Here is a 16,734-nt window from a genome sequence, read left to right as displayed (position 1 = left end):
ATGCCTCCTCTCCGCCGATTCCTCGCCCTGGCCGCCAGTGCGGCGGTGTTCGCCGCCTGCGGCCCTACCCCCGAGCCCGAGCCCAAGACTCCCGACGAGCAGCCCCAGGAGCAGACGGACCCGTGCGCGCCCAACGGCCACATCCACCGGGAGCCGGCGGGTGACTGGTGCCACTGCGACCGGGGCCACATGGCGTCCGAGCAGGGCCTGTCATGCGTGCCGGACCCCGACTACGTGCCGAGGGACGATTTCGACTTCGGCGACAACGGGGAGCACGCGTGCTGGCACGTCACCAATGGCCCCTTCGCCACGGCGACGGCGGCCGTGGACCGGCAGCCCCGCGTGGACTCCTTCCACACGTACTACACGGTGAAGCTGCGTCCGGAGGGCGGCCAGTACGTGGGCACCTTCAACTTCAAGGCCTATGCCACGGGTGACTTCATCGCCTACCTGAGCGACGCGAGCGTCCCCATGGCCTTCCGGGAGGGCTCGACGGTGCTCGAGGTGGCCGCCACCTCCCCCATCCCCGAGGCGCTGCGCGACGGCGTGTGCCAGGGAGGCCTCGTGCACATGGTGGGCTACGAGCTGACGGACAAGGTCCAATACACCGTCACGTTCGGCCCCACGCCCCTGCCCGAGCTGGGCCTCGTCATCGAGCACCTCCAGTAGCCAGACACCGAAAACGCATCGCGCCAGTTGCAACCAAGTTGCGTTTACGTCATCAGTGCGGGTGCCGAGGAGCACGTGGTGCTGGCGCATGGCGCCGCGCCGCTCCCGGTTCACATCGAAAGGAAACCACCATGAAGATGACGATGCGGAACGTCTGCGGTGCGCTCTTGGGCCTGTCGCTGGCCGCCTGTGGCCCCGCGCTGGAGGAGGAGCAGGGCACCTCGCAGCAGGAGGCCTCGCTGGAGGCCGGCTGCACGGCGCTCAGCTCCAGCATCAGCTCGCACTCGTGCCTGCACTCGAACAACCCGGCGGATCATCTGCCGGTGACCTCGACGAGTGGCCTCACCGGCTCGACCCCCAGCATCAACACCTCCCACATGCAGTACGACGTGACGCTGCCGGCCGGAGCCACGGGCACCGTGAAGTTCCGTCCGGCCACCGCGGGCTCCTGGGCCTTCTTCCGGACGCAGGGCAACACCATCACCGTGAAGAATGGCGCCACCACGCTGAGCCCGGCGCTCACCCACAGCGTGTCCGTCTCGGGCTGCGGGCTGGTGACGGTGACCGTGTATGACCTGACCAGCACCACCACGGACTACCAGGTGGACCTGGGCACGGCCTCGGGCAACCTCGTGGGCGTGGTGGCCGAGCGCGTGGAGGACTACCGGGTCCGCTACTACCAGGACGCGGACAACGACGCCTGGGGCAACAGCTCCGTCTCCGTACTCACCGCGTGCGTGCCGCCCGCCGGCTACATCACCCAGCGTTACGACTGCAACGACGCCAACGCCAGCATCAATCCCTCGGCCACGGAGATCACCGGCAACAGCGTGGACGAGAACTGCAACGGCTCGCTGACGAACTAGTCCCCCGCTGACCCACGTGGGCCCACGCCCACAACGCCGGGGCGGTCTCTCCCGAGGCCGCCCCGGTGCCATTTCCAACTCCGCGAGAGGAACCCCGAACGATGCGACCCTTCCCTGGCACCGCCCTGCTCACCGCCTGTGCCCTGGCCCTGACGGCCTGCGAAGACGGCCCCACCCCGCCCACGCCGCCGAGAGCGGACACGCAGCCGCCCACGGTGACGGCCACCTCGCCCGCCGAGCACGCGGAGGCCGTGCTCCCCGGCGCCACCACCGAGGTGTCCATCACCTTCAGCGAGCCCATGAAGCCGGACACGGGGACGCTGGTGCCCTCGAGCGGGCTGAAGCTCGGCGCCCCCGCGTGGAGCGGCAACACGCTGAAGGTGCCCGTCACCGGGCTCGGCCATGACGATGGGCACTCGCTGGAGCTGAAGGGCTTCCAGGACGTGGCCGGCAACGCGCTGGACGGCACGGTGCTGCTGGGCGACGGCAAGCTGGACTTCCGCACCGGCTCGGACCGGCCCCGCGCGGCCGTCGCCTCCGCCAGCGTGGAGGAGGGAGCCCAGGGCGTCTATCCGGTGGAGGTGTACTACGACGCCGAGGCGAGCCGCCCGGGCACGTACTTCCGCAAGGTGCTCACCGTGACATTCACCGAGGCCATGGACCCAGCCCTCGCGCGGGTGACGCTGGTGAACCTTACCGACACCACGTTCGCGCCGCGCCCGCTGACGGGCCAGTGGTCGCCCGACGGCCTCTCGCTCACCGTCACCGTCGCGACGCCCGAGGAGGGAGGGCCGCCACTGGAGGAGGAGTCCGCGTACGCACTGGACCTGAGCGCGTTGCGGAGCGCCGCCGCCGGCAACCGGCTGGATGCCAGCACCTTCCTGGGTGACGGCAGGCTGGACTTCACCACGGGCAAGCGCAACGGAGATCTCGAGCACGCCTGCACCCACTCGCTCGTGAGCACCGTGGAGCCCGTCACGGCCGCGCCCAACATGCCCCCGTTCGGCTTCCCGCCGTCGACGGACGAGGGCCACACGCGTTACCGGTTGACGCTCCCCGAGGCCGGCGCGGGCTCCCACGTGGGCCACACGGAGCTCGTCTCCAAGCCGGACCAGGACGAGTTCATCGTGCTGTACCTGAACCAGAACCTCCCGGTGGGCGTCTGGGACGAACTGGACGCGGTGGACGTGCCCGTGGAGGTGAGCCCCACCCTCCCCGTGTGCCCCGGCATCACCCACCAGGCCCGCTTCACCGTCACGCAGGGAGACCGCTTCTACTACCTGCGCTTCGGCGCCACCCCCAGCGCGGAGCTCGAGTTCATCCTCGAGCGGTACACGAAGTAGCGCTCACTCCCAGGCGGCACTGAAGGCGGTGTGCCGCCGCACGTTGACGAGCAGCGCGCGGTGCACCTGGCTCTCCGGGGGCACCGCCACCGCTGTGCCGCCCGGGGGCACCTCCAGCCGCTCGAAGAGGGTGCCCTCGAACCAGCGGTGGGGCTGGAGCTCCACGATGAAGAGGCCCTCGTCGTCCAGCTCCACCTCGGTGGGGACGAACTCCACGCGCTGCAGTTCCACCGGAGGCGGGAAGTCCAGGGCGGCGCGGAAGGCCAGCGTGCGGCCGTCTCGCGAGGCCGTGCCCTCCATCAACACCGAGCGCCCCTCGAGCGGTGCCGCCTCGGCGCCCAGCGCGCGGGACGGAGGCTGGAGCAGCAGCGAGAAGGAGCGCGCCATGCCGGCGATGCCCGGTGAGCGTCCGAGCACCCGCGTCTCGCCGCCATCGGCCAGCAGGTCGTACACCACTTCGCGGTCCCACTCGCCCAGCACCCGGCCGCCCGCGAAGAAGGAGTCATGCGCGTGCGCGGTGGGAGCGAGGACGTCGCGCACGCGGCGCCACCACCGTGCCGAGGAGCCGGATTGAAGGGGCGAGGCGTTCTCGAAGAGGTAGATGGGGCCGAGCACCATGCGCGCGGAGGTGAGGGCCACGCGCCAGCCGGTGTCGGTGGTGAAGTGGCCCGGCTGTGTCTCGCCGGGAGCGAGGGCGGTACGCAGACCCATGCGGAAGACGATGGCGCGGCCCCCCGTGCCGGACAGCCCGCAGGCGGAGCCGCCGCCGAGCAGCGCGGTGCCGAGCAGGGTGGTGAAGGCACGGCGCGTGGTGCGGAAGGGAGTCGTCATGGGAGCTCCTCGTCCTGGAGGTCCAGGTAGAGGGTGAAGGTGGCGCGGAAGGTACGGGGGGCGCCCGCGGCGAAGTGGCGCGTGGCCATCAGAGAGGCGGGCGCGTCCGGGCCGCGGAAGTTGGACACGTAGTTGAACTCGGCCTCGCGCCAGCGAGCGTCGAGCAGGTTCTCCACGGACAGGCCCAGCTCCATCCACTTCCACCGGGCGCGGGCCGCGGCGTCGAAGAGGAAGATGGGCTCGCTGTAGCGGTCGAGCGGAAGGGGCTTGGGGCCGATGGCGCTGTGCCCCAGGGCGAGGTTCCACCCCACCGGCTGGCCGGACACGGTGAGATCGCCACGCACGGAGGCGTCCAACCGGCCGAGGAGGTGGGGGATGTACGGCATGACGGTGCCCTCCCACACCTTCCACTGCGGGGCACCGGGAATGGGGAGCGTGGCGTGGGCCCAGGCGGCGCTGGCCTGGACGTCCACCCGCTGCTCCAGGGTGAAGCGCGCGGTGGCGAAGGCGCCCAGGCGCTGCGAGGGTCCCACGGGCTGGTTGCGGCCCGTCGTCTCGTCGAAGACGAGGTCCTGGGAGACGCGGGTGGCGAAGAAGGCTCCGCGTACCTCCAGGTCATATGCGTGCCCGTCGCCCGCGAGACGCCAGCCCAGGCCCGTCTCGGCCGCCGTGACGCGGGCGTAGGGGGCGAGTTCGGCGTCGGACAGGGCGGCCGCGTCACTGGAACGCGCGCCCAGGCCCGCGCTGGTGAGCCAGGTGAGCCGGGGTGTCAGCCGCACCTCGGCGGTGAGGCGGGGGCTGGCGAAGAAGCCATAGGCCTCGATGGACTCCTCGGGGATGCGCTCGCCCTGACGATCGGAGGCGGGGCGGTTCTGGTCCTCGACACCGAAGAGGAAGGTGTCCACGCGCAGGCCGCCGCGCAGGGTGAGCCAAGAGAGCGGGGCCAGACGCAGGGTGGCATAGGCGCCCAGGTTGGTGGTGCGCACCTGGTTGTCGAAGAGGGTGGTGTAGGGCGCGCCCCCGCGGTCGCGCAGGCGGCGGGCACGGGTGAGCACGTCATCGAAGCGCGCGAGGTAGCCCAGCTCCAGGGGCTGGGGTTGCCCGAAGAAGGTGAGGCCGGGCGAGTAGCGCCCGCGCAGGCCCACGGTGGTACCGCGGTAGTACTGCTCGGTGTTGTCGCCGCGCGGGAGCTCGCCCACGGGGGGCACGTCGTTGAGGAAGCCGGTGAAGTTGTCGCGGATGCGCATCTGCCGCAGCACGACGAAGCCCTGCTGGACGAAGCGCCCGCCGCGGCGCAACCGGGACTGGAGCTCGGCGGAGAGGATGTGACGCTGCCCTGCTCCGCCCTGGTTGGGATCATGGAAGCAGAAGAACTGGGAGTCCGAGCCGGGAGCACAGGGCATGCGCGCGTCCACCACATCCGTCTCGCGGACGACGCCCGCCGAGGAGAAGCGGGCCGCGTAGCTGGTGCCGAAGAGGCGCAAACGCGTCTCCTCGCCGACGCGGAATTCCACCTGGGCCATGGCACCGGCGTTGGCGTAGGCGCGGTTGGGGCCGAAACCATTGCCCTGGCGCAGCAGGAGGCCCACGAAATTGGCCTCACTGGACTCGGGAGGGCCCCACACGAGGGACAGCCGGCGCGAGGCGAAGCTGCCGTAGCTGGCGGAAGCGGTGAGGCCGCGGCGCTTCAGGCCGAGCTGGTACTCCACGGAGCCGGCCACGCCGAAGTCCCCCTGGGCGGGGTCATAGGGGCCCTCGGTGATGCGCAGCGAGTCCACGAGCTCGGGGATGATGAAGTAGGTGTCGGCGTAACCATGGCCGTGGGCATGGGAGACCTCGTTGAGGGGGACACCATTGAGGCGGAACTCGACGTCCTTGCCCTCACCGGCATCGAAGCCGCGGATGAAGATGGTTTCGGCGTGGCCCTCGCCGCCGTGGTTGGCGAGCATGACGCCCGGGGCCAGCAACATGAGGTCCGAAGCGGAATTGCGAGGCACATCGGCGAGCTGGCCGATGGGGATGTGAAAATCCCCAACGGCGGCGGGAGGAGGCGGCGCTGACTGACCGCGAACGGTCGTGGCGAACGAAGGAGCCTGCCGGGAAGCGCCACTCCCCTCTTCCGGAGCCTGTTCACCCGAAGCCTGTTCACCCGATGTCTCCCCACCCGATGTCTCCCCACCCGAGGACCCCTCCCTCTCCCCACGGGAGAGGGTCGGGGTGAGGGTATCCGCCCCTTGGGTTGTGCCCGTCGTCGCTCCCTCTCCCTCTGGGAGAGGGCTGGGGTGAGGGTCTGCCTCGGGAGTAAAGGTCACCGGAACATCGGCCTGGACCTCGATGGGCGACTCCCCACGCCGTGCGGGCTGAAATCTCCAGCGCAGTGCGGCATCCATGGCGGCCCGGTCGAACACAGCCCCGGCCGACTCGCGCACATCCACGCGGGACACCTCGCCGGCCTCGTCGATGGTGAGGCGCAGCAGCACCGAGACGGGGGCCTCCAGGGTGGGCGCGTCCGCGGGCATGACGGGAGGGGCGGCCTCCACGGGGACGGGGGGCGACACGGGGGCTTCGGCCGTGGCGCTCAGCAGGAGGAGCACCAGACTGGAAATCCACATCAAGGGTGAAGACCTCGCTCGGGGATGGCGGGAGGGATACACCACCCCCCGCTTGACTTGCAACATGGTTACAACTACTTCCTTGATACATGAGTTTCCAGGAATTGAAATCCAGGATGCCGTGGCGCGCGGTGCTGGCGGGGCTGGCGCTGATGGGTGCGTCGTGCGAGCCAGTGGCCGAAGGCGACGTCCGCGTGACGATGAGCGGAGGAGATGGAACCCAACGGGGCTATCCGAGCCACCTCTTCCAGGACGGCTGGTCGGTGCAGTTCTCGAAGTACCTGGTATCGCTGGGGGACTTCACGCTCACCTCGGCCACGGGGGAGACGCGGAGCGCGGGAGGGCACGTGCTGGTGGACGTGCAGAAGGGAGACATTCCGCTCACGGAGCTGAAGGGACTGACCGCGGGGCGCTGGAGCGTGGGCTTCCGGGTGAGCCCGCCGAGGGAGGACACGACGCTCCCGGACGGCAGCGCCTCGGCGGAGGATCTGCGGATGATGCGCGAGCGCGGCTACAGCTACTGGGTGGAGGGGGTGGCGGTGAAGGGGGGCGTGGGCGTCTACACGTTCCGCATGGGCTTCCCGGTGGAGGCGCGGATGGTGGACTGCGTGAACGGGGTGGACGGGACGCTGGGAATCGTCGTTCCGGAGAGCTCGGTGGCGGAGGCCGAGGTCACCATCCACGCCGAGCACATGTTCTATGACCGGCTCGGGACGCACCGGGGGGTGGAGTTGCGCTTCGACGCCTTCGCCGCCGCGGCGGACGCGGAGCGGGTCATCACCCCGGAGGGGCTGGCGGGGCAGCGGCTGTTGGATCTGCGGGGCCCGGACGGGGGCGAGCTGAAGGATGGCGAGGGCAAGCCGGTCGTCTACGAGCCGGGCGCCTACACGGTGCGGACGCTCCAGGAATTCGTCACCCAGAGCGTCGTGGATCAGGCGCACCTCAACGGAGGGGGTGTCTGCACCGTCGCCCACTGAGGACGCACCGGGTGAGCCTTCCGCCATGTGCCCGGGTGCGCTAAGCGTTCACCCGAGGGGGACAGGGAGTGGAGGACTCACGGTGAAGCGTCTGTTCGTCACGGGTGGCACGGGGTTCATCGGCACGAGGTTCGTCTCGCTGGCGCTGGAGGCGGGCTACCGGGTGCGGGTGCTCACCCGGAATGCGCGGGCCGCCGAGCGGTGGAAGCACGAGGGTGTCTCGGTGGTGGAGGGAGATCTGCTCACGCCGGGGCCCTGGCAGCAGGAGGCGGCGGCGAGCGACGAGGTGGTGCACCTCGCGCAGCCGCTCACCTTCGGGGCCCGGGTGACGCACCAGCGGGCCCTGGCCTACCGGGAGCAGCGGCTGCGCATGGACTCACTGCTGCTGGACTCGTTGAAGCCGGGCACGGTGAAGCGGGTGCTCTACGTCGGGGGAACCAGCTACTACGGGGACCAGGGCTCCCGGGTGGTGACGGAGGACGCCACGCCGAGGCCCACGGGGTGGGGCCCGTACATCGCGCCCGCCATCGAGTCCCTGCCGCGGCACCTGGAGCGTGGGCTGCCGCTGGTGGAGGCCTATCCCGGCTCGGTGTACGGGCTGGGCTCCTGGTTCGTGGAGTACGCGCTGGTGCCGCTGAAGGCGGGCCGGCGCCTCTTCGGCATGAAGGAGACGCTCACGCTTCAGATGTCCCCCATCCACGTGGACGACTGCGCGCGGGCGCTGCTGCACCTGCTGGAGCACGGCGAGGTGGGGCGGCGCTACTTCGTGGTGGATGATCAGCCGGCGACCTTCGGGGACCTGACGCGGGTGGCCGCCGAGGCGCTGGGCGTCTCGTACCGGAAGGTGCTGGTGCCCCGGTGGCTGTGCCGGTTGTTGCTGGGGCCGGTGCTGACGGACTCGCTGACGAGCGAGGCGCGGCTGTCCAACGCGCGCCTGCACGGCACGGGCTTCCAGTTCCACTACCCCACCATCCGCGAGGGCGTGCCCGCGCTGGTGCGGCAGTGGCTGGAGGCGCGCGGCGGGAGCTGAGTCAGACGCGCGAGTCGCCCTCGTGCACGGCCCGGCCGCCCGCGAGCAGCTTGGAGATGTGCAGGAGCCGCTCCGTGCCCAGGCGCATGAGGGCGGCGCGGATGCCGGGCTGGCCGGAGAGGTACTGCTCGAAGGGCTCGCGGCCCAGCCGGAGCACGTGGCAGGGCGTCTGCGCGCGAACCGTGGCGGTGGCGGGCTGGCCGAGCAGCAGGGAGATTTCGCCGAAGACGTCGCCCTCGCGCAGCGGGGGGAATGCGGTCTCCTGGCCGTCGGGGCGGCGGAACAGCGGCGTGCACTGGCCGCTGAGCAGCAGGTACAGGGCGTCACCCCGCTGCCCCTGCTCGATGAGGACGCGCCCGGCCTCCACCGTGCGCAGCTCGAAGATGTGGGCCAGCGACTCGCGCTGCGCGGGGGCGAGCGCGGAGAAGACGGGGTGGCTGCGCAGGACGTTGGCCAGCAGCCGCTCGCGGTAGAAGGCCTGCACGGTGTCGCCGACGGAGGCGTACTTGAAGGCGATGCGATCCACGCGCGTGCGGTGCAGCTCGAGCGCCAGGACATGCTGCTGGGCGGCCACCACGCTGGCGAGCCGGGGGCTCTCGGAGACGAGGGCGATCTCCCCGAAGAACTCCCCCTCTTTCAGCGAGGACAGGGTGCGCGGCTCGCCCCCGTCCATCTTGCGCACCACGTCCACCTTGCCCTCGACGAGGACGAAGGAGGAGCGGCCCGTCTCGCCCTCGGTGATGAGGGGCTGTCCGGGCGCGAAGGAGCGCGGCTCCACCACGCCGACGAGGGCCATGAAGGGCTCGCGGGCGAGCTCCGAGAAGAGGGGCACGCGCGGCAGGGCACTGGCGCCCGGGGTGGGGGCGGAGGCGCGCGAGGCGCCGGGCTTCGCGTAGAGGTCCGCGAGCAGCTCCGGGGTGCGCGTATGGGCCGGCTCGAGTTGGAGGAGGACCCGGCACACGGCGATGGCGCGCAGCGGCTGGCCCTGCATGGCCAGCTCGGTGGCCAGAGCCTCGGCGGTGGCGAGGGCCTCGGGAGTACGGCCGAGGGCCTTGAGCTGTTCGAGCCGGACGTGGAGGGGGTCGGACATGGCCCCCTCTGTATGCCACAGGCCCCGGATCCGCGCAGCAGTGGGGGTGGATGCAATGGCCGGACCCATCGGGCGTACAATGGAAGGCCCGCCGAGGAGAACGCCATGGGTTCCACTGCCGACACGAAGCACCAACGCCCCAGGTGGAAGCTGTACCTGTTGGACGTCATCGCGCTGGGCGTGCTGTTCGTGGGCCGAGCCAGCTTCGCGGACCACTACCACGTGCCCTCCGGCTCCATGGAGCCGACGCTCGCCATCAAGGACCATCTGGCGGTGGACAAGCGGGCCTACGGGCTGCGCATCCCCCTCACGCACACCTGGCTCACCGAGTCGGAGCCCCAGCGGGGAGACGTCGTCGTCTTCGACTCGCCCATTGACGGCAAGGTGATGGTGAAGCGGCTGGTGGGGTTGCCGGGGGACCGCATCGCCTTCGACGGCGAGGCGCTCGTGCTCAACGGCCAGCCTGTGGCGCACGAGCAGACGGAGGACGGCGCGCGGCTCGAGTGGCTACCGGGAGCGAAGCACGCGCTGCACCCCGAGCCATACCAGGGGCCGGAGATGGACGAGGTGGTGATTCCGCCGCGGCACTACCTGGTGCTGGGGGATCATCGAGGCAACTCGGCGGACAGCCGCGTCTGGGGACTGTTGCCGCGCGAGAACCTGCTGGGCCGCGTGGTGGCGGTGCTCTACAGCTCGCGCGAGGGGCTGTCCGGTGGCGAGCGCTGGTGGATTCCGATGAGCACGGATGAAGGCACCCGCGTGGACCCACGCCTCACGCGTTAGCCCAGACCCGGACGTCCCCGCCCGCCCGTCACTCCCGCGAGGACGAGACCGGCGTCGCGCAGCGGACGTCACGGGCGAGCATGGAGGAAGGCCCTCGCCCACGCTGAGGACGGCGCTTCCCGTGCGTGGGGACGGAACCCACCTTGTCCCGCAGAGCAGACGAGCCTGCAGGAGGGCCAGGTGATGAAACATCCCGCGTCGCCGAGAGTCGTCACCCTCGTAGGACCCCAGGGCGTGGGAAAGACGACCCTGTTCGAGTCGCTGTTGCGGTCCACGGGAGCGGAAGAGTTACGCACGGCGGGAGGCGGCGGTGCGGCCACCGGACGGGGCATGACGCTCGAGCTGTCCGTGGCCCACACGCGCTTCCTCGGGGAGGAGTGGACCTTCCTCGACACCCCGGGCGCTCCCGAGTTCACCCAGGAGGCACGCCAGGCCCTCATGGTGAGCGACGCGGCCGTGGTGGTGTGCGACGCCTCGCCCGAGCGCGCCGCGGCCCTCGCCCCCCTCTTCACCTTCCTGGATGCGCGGCGCATCCCCCACCTGCTCTTCCTCAACGTGCTCGAGGATGGCGGCTCGCCGGTGCGCGAGGTGCTCGAAGCGCTCCAGGCCGTCTCTTCCCGTCCGCTGGTGATGCGGGAGATACCGCTGCGCCAGGGCGGGCACCTGGTGGGCGTGGTGGACCTGGTGAGCGAACGCGCCTGGGGCCAGGGCAAGGAGGGGAGGCCCGCGCTCATCTCCCTTCCGGACTCGGACAAGCCGCGAGAGGAGACGGCGCGGCGCGAGCTCATCGAGCGGCTGGCGGACCTGGATGACACGCTGCTCGCCCAGCTCCTCGAGGACGTGATTCCCCCACCCCAGGCCCTCTACGAGCAGCTGGAGCGGGCGCTGCGCGAGGACCGGCTGGTGCCCGTCTTCCTGGGCTCGGCGGAGCAGGGCCTGGGCCTGGAGCGGCTGCTCAAGGGCCTGCGGCACGAGGCCCCCACGGTGGACGAGACGCGCGAGCGCCTGGGCATTCCCAGAGAGATGCCCGTGCTGGTGCAGTCCTTCAAGACGCAGCACCAGCCGCACGTGGGCAAGCTGTCCATGGTACGTGTCTGGCGCGGCGGGCTGCAAGAAGGAGACACGCTGGCCAACAGCCGGGTGGGCGGCGTGCAGCGGGTGCATGGGACGAAACAGACGTCCGCCGGCACGGCCCGCGAGGGCGAGGTGGTGACCGTGTCCCGCGTGGACGGGTTGCGCACCGGAGACATCGCCGACGCCCAGGGCACACTCCCGCCGAAGGACTGGCCCCTGGCGCCGCCGCCGGTGCACCAGCTCGCCATCGTCGCGGAGAAACGCACGGATGACGTGAAACTGACGAGCGCCCTGGCGCGGCTGGTGGAGGAGGACCCCTCCCTGTCGGTGGACCAGGAGGCGGACACGCAAATGCTCCTGCTCGGCGGACAGGGCGAGCTGCACCTGCGCCAGGCGCTCGAGCACCTGCGCACGCGCATGCGAGTCCCCGTGGTGACGCGGCCGCTGCCCATCCCCTACCGGGAGACGATCCGCAAGACGGGCTCGCACCATGCGCGATTCAAGCGGCAATCCGGCGGGCACGGGCAATTCGGCGACGTCGTGGTGGACGTGAAGCCGCTGCCGCACGGAGAGGGCTTCCGCTTCGTCTCGGCGGTGGTGGGTGGCGCGGTCCCCAAGCAGTACATCCCCGCGGTGGAGGAAGGCGTGAAGGACGGCCTGAAACGCGGGCCGCTCGGCTTCCCCGTGGTGGACGTGGAGGTCACCCTCACCGGCGGCACCTACCACTCGGTGGACAGCTCGGATCAGGCCTTCCGCACCACCGGGCGACTGGCCCTGGTGGAGGTCCTCCCCAAGCTGGAGCCGGTGCTGCTCGAGCCCATCCTCCAGGTGGACATCCACGTGCCCAACGAAGCCATTCCCCGGGCCCAGCGGCTCGTCACCAGCCGCCGGGGACAGATTCTCGGCTTCGACACGCACCCGGCGATACCGGGCTGGGAGGTGCTCACCGCCTATGTGCCGCAGGCGGAGATGCAGGGCTTCATCGTGGAGCTGCGCTCGGCCTCCTCCGGCCTGGGCAGCTTCGTCACGAAGCATGACCACTACTCGGAGCTGGTGGGCAAGCAGGCCGAGCGTGTGGTGAGCCACCAGCAGCAGGCCGCGGCGGAGCGGTGAGACTCCCTCTCCCCCTGGCGGGGTGGGGGTCAGGGGGCGGGTGGCGAAAGCGCCCGCAGCCCCTCGGCGATGGCGGTGGCGATGTTGCCCATCAGGTCCTGCCGTGCGTTGACCACATAGAGGTGCGGGGTGAGGGCCCACACCTCGCGCACCACGCGCCGGGGCGGTGGAGGCGGCTGGGTGCTCAGCTCGGCCTGGAGCAACGGCAGCACCTTGTCGGACAGGCGTAGCGCGGTGTCCATGACGAAGATGGCCAGGTGGGGGCGTAGCGCGCGCACGCGCCGGAAGAAGGCGCCCACCTCGTCGGACGCCAGGTGCTTGGGCGGCGAGGACTTCATCTCCAGGTAGAGGAGCCGGCCCTCCGCCGCGGCCACCACGTCCAGGTCCCCGCCCACCTCGGGCGCGTGGAACTTCACCCCCACGGCCACGTCGAAGCCGAGCCGCCCGCGCAGCTCGCGCGCCACGTACCACTCCAGCGTGCCGCCGAAGTTGTGGGCCGGGTAGCGCAGGCGGTAGCGCCCGCCGTCCTCGCGCTCGGCGAGCCCGAGCTCCACCAGCGTCTCGGCCGTCTTCGCCGCCTGCGTGGCCTCGACGTAGCGCGTGGCCTCGGTGGGCGAGAAGCTGCCGTGCCGCAGGATGGCGCCCCGGAGGAAGAGGCGGAAGGAGTAGTGGCCGAGCTGTTCCGCCAGCTTCTCGGCCGCCTCGCCCTCGAGGTCCGCCGGAAAGGGCAGGTCCAACGGGGCCACGGTGGGCTGGAAGCCCCGGCGCACGAGCATGGCCAGGGCCTCGCTTCCGGCCGGCAGCAACAGCCTCGGCCCGGAGGGCGTCCCCGCGGCGTACAGCTCCAGCTCACGAGCCGTGGGCAGGTTTCCGGATGGTGGCGGCTGCTGTGTCATACCCTCCCCCTGGCCGCCGGACGGGCGCGGCCCCGTTCACTGCCACGTCACAGATCGCAATCGACGTCGTTATAGGTGTTGAAGGGCACGCCCGCGACGATGAAAACCTCGCTGTTGCCACACGGAGGCGTGCTCAGCTTCGCGTCCTTGGTGGCGATGTGCCAGGTGTCCAGGCCGCCCACCTCGTTGTCGAGGTTGCCCACCGCGAACGCATCGATGTTGCAGCCGGGGCACGGCCCGGAGAGGCCCGGGGACTTCGGCGCCTCGCCGCCGCCCGTGGTCCAGCCGAAGCTGACCGGCATGGGGTCCGGCGTGGGCGTGGAGACCTTGAACTTCCCCTCGTCCACGGTGATGCAGTTGGCGAGCTCGGGCCGGGCGATGGAGCCATCCGCCTTCCGCTCCTCACACTCCCGGGTGGGAGCGAAGTAGTAGGCGTAGCGATTTCCCCGCTCCGGCGAGAAGCCGATGGTGCCGTGGGCCTCCGCGTAGACGCCCTTCTCCTGCAGGTAGGCGCGCTGGGTGGTGAACCAGGTGCGCAGGTTGGACTTGGCCTCCGCCTGCTTCGCGCGCGCCTGGAACTTGAGGAAGTTCGGAATGGCCACGGCGGCGAGGATTCCGATGATGGCCACGACGATCATCAGCTCGATGAGAGAGAAGCCCCGGCGCTGCGGGGGGAACTGCGAACGGCGCATGGATGACCCTGAGAAGAAGCGGCTGCGCCCGCGAAACTACCACTGAACCGGCTCCTCCGCGGTGGAGCGGGCGGTGAGCCGCATCGCGTCAGGAGCTGGCGCCTGCATGCTCCCCGGCCGGGCGGCCTCCGGTGGGCACTCGCTGCTAGGCTGGGCCCGGGGTGGGCCGAGGTCCACCCCACACTCAGGGGGCACATGAATTCCATCCTCTCTCGCGTGGGCTGCGCCGTGGCGCTGCTCGCCGTCTTCCCAGTGCTCGCGGCGCCACCCGCCCCGCAGGCGCCTCTCGATCCTTCGCGGATCGCCACCCATCTGGAAGCGGAGTTGAAGACAGCCCACCAGGCCATCGAGAACCACGGGGCCCGGATGGAGGGACTCCTGGCCCCCTCGCTCCGAGGGGACGCGCTCGCCACGGAGGCCCGGGCGCTGCGCTCCAAGCTCCCGGACTTCATCCGCGAGAACCCGCACCTCTTCGAGGAGCTCCTCGGAACGCTCCAGACGCTCGAGCAGCCCTCGCCGGAGGCGCTCCCGAAGCCGGGGCCCGGAATGGTCCGGCTCCTGAATGAGCAGCTGCGCCAGGGGCTCCACCGGTTCGGCCAGCGGGTCGGTGCACCTCCCGCGCTCGTCGTCTCCGGCGGCGTGAGCCTGGGCTCGTACCAGGCCGGCTTCCTCTACTACTACACCCTGTTCCTCCACGACCGGGCCAGCGTGCTGCGCGCGATTCCCCCCGCGAACCGGGACTCGCTGCGCTCGCTCGGCATTGATCTGCCGGATGAGGTTCCCAGCGGCTTCACCATCGTCACCGGCGCGTCGGCGGGCTCGGTGAATGCCCTGCTCTCGGCGTACGCGGGCTGCCGCGCGCCGGAGCGGACTCCCAGCAAGAGCCTCTTCTTCCAGACGTGGAACACGCTCGCCCTGGAGACGCTGCTGCAGCCGGGCAGCGTGGGCACGGACCATACCTTCTCGTCCAAGCCCGTCATGGAGGCCATCGAACGGCTCAAGAGCCTGGACCCCAGCGGCTGGCAGCAGTGCCGGTTCTCCCTGGGCGCGACGACCACCCGCCTCCAGAGCCGGGAGATCGACCTGGCCCAGGCCGGCAACATCCGCAGCCGCTCGGGAGAGCAACTCCGTCTGGCGCGATTCACGGAGAAGTTCCTGCTCACCGCCCAGGGGGACGCTCGGCGTGCGCCCGAGTTCTGCCCCTTCCCGGGGTGTGATGGGCAGCCGCCGCCCGGCCCCACCTTCTATCCCCGGCTGGCCCAGCCCGAGGGTGGGCCCATTCCCCTGGACAACGTCTTCAACATGGTGGCCGCCTCGGGAGCATTCCCCACGGCCTTCGAGCCGCGTGTCATCGCCCACCGCTACTTCGACACCCGGACGGGCCAGTGGGTGGAGGACAGCACGGCCCGGTTCGCCGATGGCGGCATCTACAACAACAACCCGCTGGACCTGGCGCTGCGGATGTCCCAGTGGGAGGCGGCTCCGCTGCGTGGCAGCCATCGCTTCCTCTATTTCGATCCCAACGCCGTGGATTGGAAGTGGGCGCCCGAGCAGACCCAGCCCTTCGAGGGCCCCGGGCTGCTGGCCACCTACGAGAAACTGCTGGCGGGCTTCGCCGGCACGGCGATGAGCGCCCAGCTCATGGACACGTTGGAGACGGAGCCGGAGGTGCGCGAGCGCATCGACGTGCCGGTCCGCCATGCGCCGCTGGCGGGTGAGTACCTGCTGGCCATGAGCGCCTTCCTGGACGAGGACTTCCGCACCTTCGACTTCCACCGGGGCATGGTGGACGCGTGGCACTTCGTGTCGAAGGAGTCGGACACCCGCATCCTCTTCGAGGAGCTGGCCCACGCGAACCCCGAGGCACCGCCCACGACGGTGGGGGTGGACTCTCCCCTCTTCGCGTGTTTCCTCGCCTTCGAGCAGTCCGCCGCCGACGAGCCGGCCACGCTGCCCGCGTGCGGCCAGCTCCAGTCGGAGGAGAGCCAGAATGTCCTGTCGCTCATGGCCGTCTCGCGGAAGATGCGGAAGGACCCGACGCTGTCCCTGGGCAACAACTTCGAGCGCTTCACGGAGGCGCTCGCGACGCGGGGCTATGTGTTCCGCTCGGGGTTGCTGAAGGGGCAGACGGCCTCGGCGCTCCAGGGCAAGTTCCGTCAGGTTTTCGGGAACGCGGTGACCGAGCTGACGCACCTGCAGCCGGGCTCGCAGCAACTGGGCTTCCAGGTGGCCACCAAGCTCGCCCTGGACAGCGCCATCGCCTACCAGCCGGTTCCGTTCTACTCGCTGGTGGGCATCACCTCGGGTGGCCTGGAGCTCGCGGTCTCTCCGTCGCTGATGCACTGGAAGGAGAAGGAGCTGCGGCTGCGCACGGGCATGCGGGTGTCCTACGGAGAGTCGGTGCGCTTCTCCGGCGGCGAGAGTCCTCCGGACTTCGACACGGCGGCGTACGTCAGCGGTGCGTTCGGCTTCGGCCCCCCGCCCATCCGGTTCGAGGCCGGCCTGGGCCTGCTCACCGAGGCCTCGTACATTCCAGACACGAGCAAATGGGTGGCGGTGCGTTTCGCACTGGAGGGCTCGGTGATGCTGGTGGCCGCCGAGCACCTGGAGATCAGCCTGCGTCCGAGGCTCTATCTGGACGGAGGCCGTGCGAGCTCGCCGTTGTATGTGCCCACCACCACCAGTCCCAACGCGCCCCAGAGGTTCGAGGCGCTGGGACTGCTGCTCGGCGCGGGCTGGCGGTTCTAGCGGACCCGCT

At 70.6% G+C, this 16,734-nt stretch carries 13 protein-coding genes; 8 read left to right on the top strand and 5 right to left on the bottom strand.

The window, feature by feature from the left end; translation table 11 throughout:
• The 3 genes from BO221_RS20435 to BO221_RS20425 all read left to right on the top strand — a co-directional run bounded on the left by BO221_RS20435 (position 1) and on the right by BO221_RS20425 (position 2,878).
• Positions 1–669, top strand: a complete 669-nt coding sequence (locus tag BO221_RS20435; protein WP_083681221.1) for a hypothetical protein — start codon at positions 1–3, stop codon at positions 667–669.
• 131 nt (positions 670–800) lie between these two features.
• Positions 801–1,535, top strand: a complete 735-nt coding sequence (locus BO221_RS20430; RefSeq protein ID WP_073562142.1) for a putative metal-binding motif-containing protein — start codon at positions 801–803, stop codon at positions 1,533–1,535.
• Between the two features lie 101 nt (positions 1,536–1,636).
• Positions 1,637–2,878, top strand: a complete 1,242-nt coding sequence (locus BO221_RS20425; protein ID WP_073562141.1) for an Ig-like domain-containing protein — start codon at positions 1,637–1,639, stop codon at positions 2,876–2,878.
• Between the two features lie 3 nt (positions 2,879–2,881).
• Here the strand turns inward: BO221_RS20425 and BO221_RS20420 are convergent, their stop codons facing one another.
• On the bottom strand, positions 2,882–3,709 hold the full coding sequence (locus BO221_RS20420; RefSeq protein WP_073562140.1) for a hypothetical protein: 828 nt from the start codon (positions 3,707–3,709) through the stop codon (positions 2,882–2,884).
• Positions 3,706–6,321 (bottom strand): TonB family protein, encoded by a 2,616-nt coding sequence (locus BO221_RS20415; RefSeq protein WP_083681220.1) that lies wholly within the window; start codon positions 6,319–6,321, stop codon positions 3,706–3,708. Before BO221_RS20415 ends, BO221_RS20420 begins: the two co-directional genes overlap by 4 nt.
• A 116-nt stretch (positions 6,322–6,437) precedes the next feature.
• Here BO221_RS20415 and BO221_RS20410 point away from each other — a divergent pair, with 116 nt between their 5' ends.
• Complete coding sequence (locus tag BO221_RS20410; RefSeq protein ID WP_073562138.1) at positions 6,438–7,298, top strand: hypothetical protein; 861 nt, start codon at positions 6,438–6,440, stop codon at positions 7,296–7,298.
• Positions 7,299–7,380: 82 nt separating this feature from the next.
• The gene (locus BO221_RS20405; RefSeq protein ID WP_073562137.1) at positions 7,381–8,328 is read left to right on the top strand and encodes an NAD(P)-dependent oxidoreductase; all 948 of its coding nucleotides are present in this window, start codon (positions 7,381–7,383) and stop codon (positions 8,326–8,328) included.
• Between the two features lies 1 nt (position 8,329).
• Here the strand turns inward: BO221_RS20405 and BO221_RS20400 are convergent, their stop codons facing one another.
• On the bottom strand, positions 8,330–9,418 hold the full coding sequence (locus BO221_RS20400) for a cyclic nucleotide-binding domain-containing protein (protein WP_158079883.1): 1,089 nt from the start codon (positions 9,416–9,418) through the stop codon (positions 8,330–8,332).
• A gap of 105 nt (positions 9,419–9,523) precedes the next feature.
• Between BO221_RS20400 and lepB the strand changes: the two genes are divergently transcribed.
• Together lepB and BO221_RS20390 are read left to right on the top strand one after the other, a co-directional pair.
• Positions 9,524–10,201, top strand: coding sequence for a signal peptidase I (gene lepB / locus BO221_RS20395; protein ID WP_158079882.1), 678 nt, complete (start codon positions 9,524–9,526; stop codon positions 10,199–10,201).
• 183 nt (positions 10,202–10,384) lie between these two features.
• Entirely contained in the window at positions 10,385–12,388 is a 2,004-nt protein-coding gene (locus BO221_RS20390; RefSeq protein WP_073562135.1) for an elongation factor G, read from the top strand.
• A 29-nt stretch (positions 12,389–12,417) separates the two neighbouring features.
• Here the strand turns inward: BO221_RS20390 and BO221_RS20385 are convergent, their stop codons facing one another.
• Both BO221_RS20385 and BO221_RS20380 read right to left on the bottom strand, forming a co-directional pair.
• Positions 12,418–13,284: a hypothetical protein gene (locus BO221_RS20385; protein ID WP_073562134.1), complete on the bottom strand. Its 867-nt coding sequence runs from the start codon at positions 13,282–13,284 to the stop codon at positions 12,418–12,420.
• A gap of 47 nt (positions 13,285–13,331) precedes the next feature.
• Positions 13,332–13,976, bottom strand: coding sequence for a type IV pilin protein (locus BO221_RS20380; protein ID WP_073562133.1), 645 nt, complete (start codon positions 13,974–13,976; stop codon positions 13,332–13,334).
• Between the two features lie 195 nt (positions 13,977–14,171).
• Between BO221_RS20380 and BO221_RS20375 the strand changes: the two genes are divergently transcribed.
• Positions 14,172–16,724, top strand: coding sequence for a patatin-like phospholipase family protein (locus BO221_RS20375; RefSeq protein WP_073562132.1), 2,553 nt, complete (start codon positions 14,172–14,174; stop codon positions 16,722–16,724).
• The last annotated feature ends 10 nt before the right edge of the window (positions 16,725–16,734 follow it).

Origin of the sequence: Archangium sp. Cb G35, from assembly GCF_001896145.1 — a bacterium.
GTDB classification, from domain to species: Bacteria; Myxococcota; Myxococcia; order Myxococcales; family Myxococcaceae; genus Archangium; species Archangium violaceum.
This window is presented reverse-complemented; position numbering and strand designations above follow the sequence as displayed.

Excerpts from the sequence above, each read along its gene's own strand:
- BO221_RS20435 (WP_083681221.1), top strand. The coding sequence starts at position 1 with ATGCCTCCTCTCCGCCGATTCCTCGCCCTGGCCGCCAGTGCGGCGGTG.
- BO221_RS20430 (WP_073562142.1), top strand. The coding sequence starts at position 801 with ATGAAGATGACGATGCGGAACGTCTGCGGTGCGCTCTTGGGCCTGTCG.
- BO221_RS20425 (WP_073562141.1), top strand. The coding sequence starts at position 1,637 with ATGCGACCCTTCCCTGGCACCGCCCTGCTCACCGCCTGTGCCCTGGCC.
- BO221_RS20420 (WP_073562140.1), bottom strand. The coding sequence starts at position 3,709 with ATGACGACTCCCTTCCGCACCACGCGCCGTGCCTTCACCACCCTGCTC.
- BO221_RS20415 (WP_083681220.1), bottom strand. The coding sequence starts at position 6,321 with ATGTGGATTTCCAGTCTGGTGCTCCTCCTGCTGAGCGCCACGGCCGAA.
- BO221_RS20410 (WP_073562138.1), top strand. The coding sequence starts at position 6,438 with ATGCCGTGGCGCGCGGTGCTGGCGGGGCTGGCGCTGATGGGTGCGTCG.
- BO221_RS20400 (WP_158079883.1), bottom strand. The coding sequence starts at position 9,418 with ATGTCCGACCCCCTCCACGTCCGGCTCGAACAGCTCAAGGCCCTCGGC.
- lepB (WP_158079882.1), top strand. The coding sequence starts at position 9,524 with ATGGGTTCCACTGCCGACACGAAGCACCAACGCCCCAGGTGGAAGCTG.
- BO221_RS20390 (WP_073562135.1), top strand. The coding sequence starts at position 10,385 with ATGAAACATCCCGCGTCGCCGAGAGTCGTCACCCTCGTAGGACCCCAG.
- BO221_RS20385 (WP_073562134.1), bottom strand. The coding sequence starts at position 13,284 with ATGACACAGCAGCCGCCACCATCCGGAAACCTGCCCACGGCTCGTGAG.
- BO221_RS20380 (WP_073562133.1), bottom strand. The coding sequence starts at position 13,976 with ATGCGCCGTTCGCAGTTCCCCCCGCAGCGCCGGGGCTTCTCTCTCATC.
- BO221_RS20375 (WP_073562132.1), top strand. The coding sequence starts at position 14,172 with ATGAATTCCATCCTCTCTCGCGTGGGCTGCGCCGTGGCGCTGCTCGCC.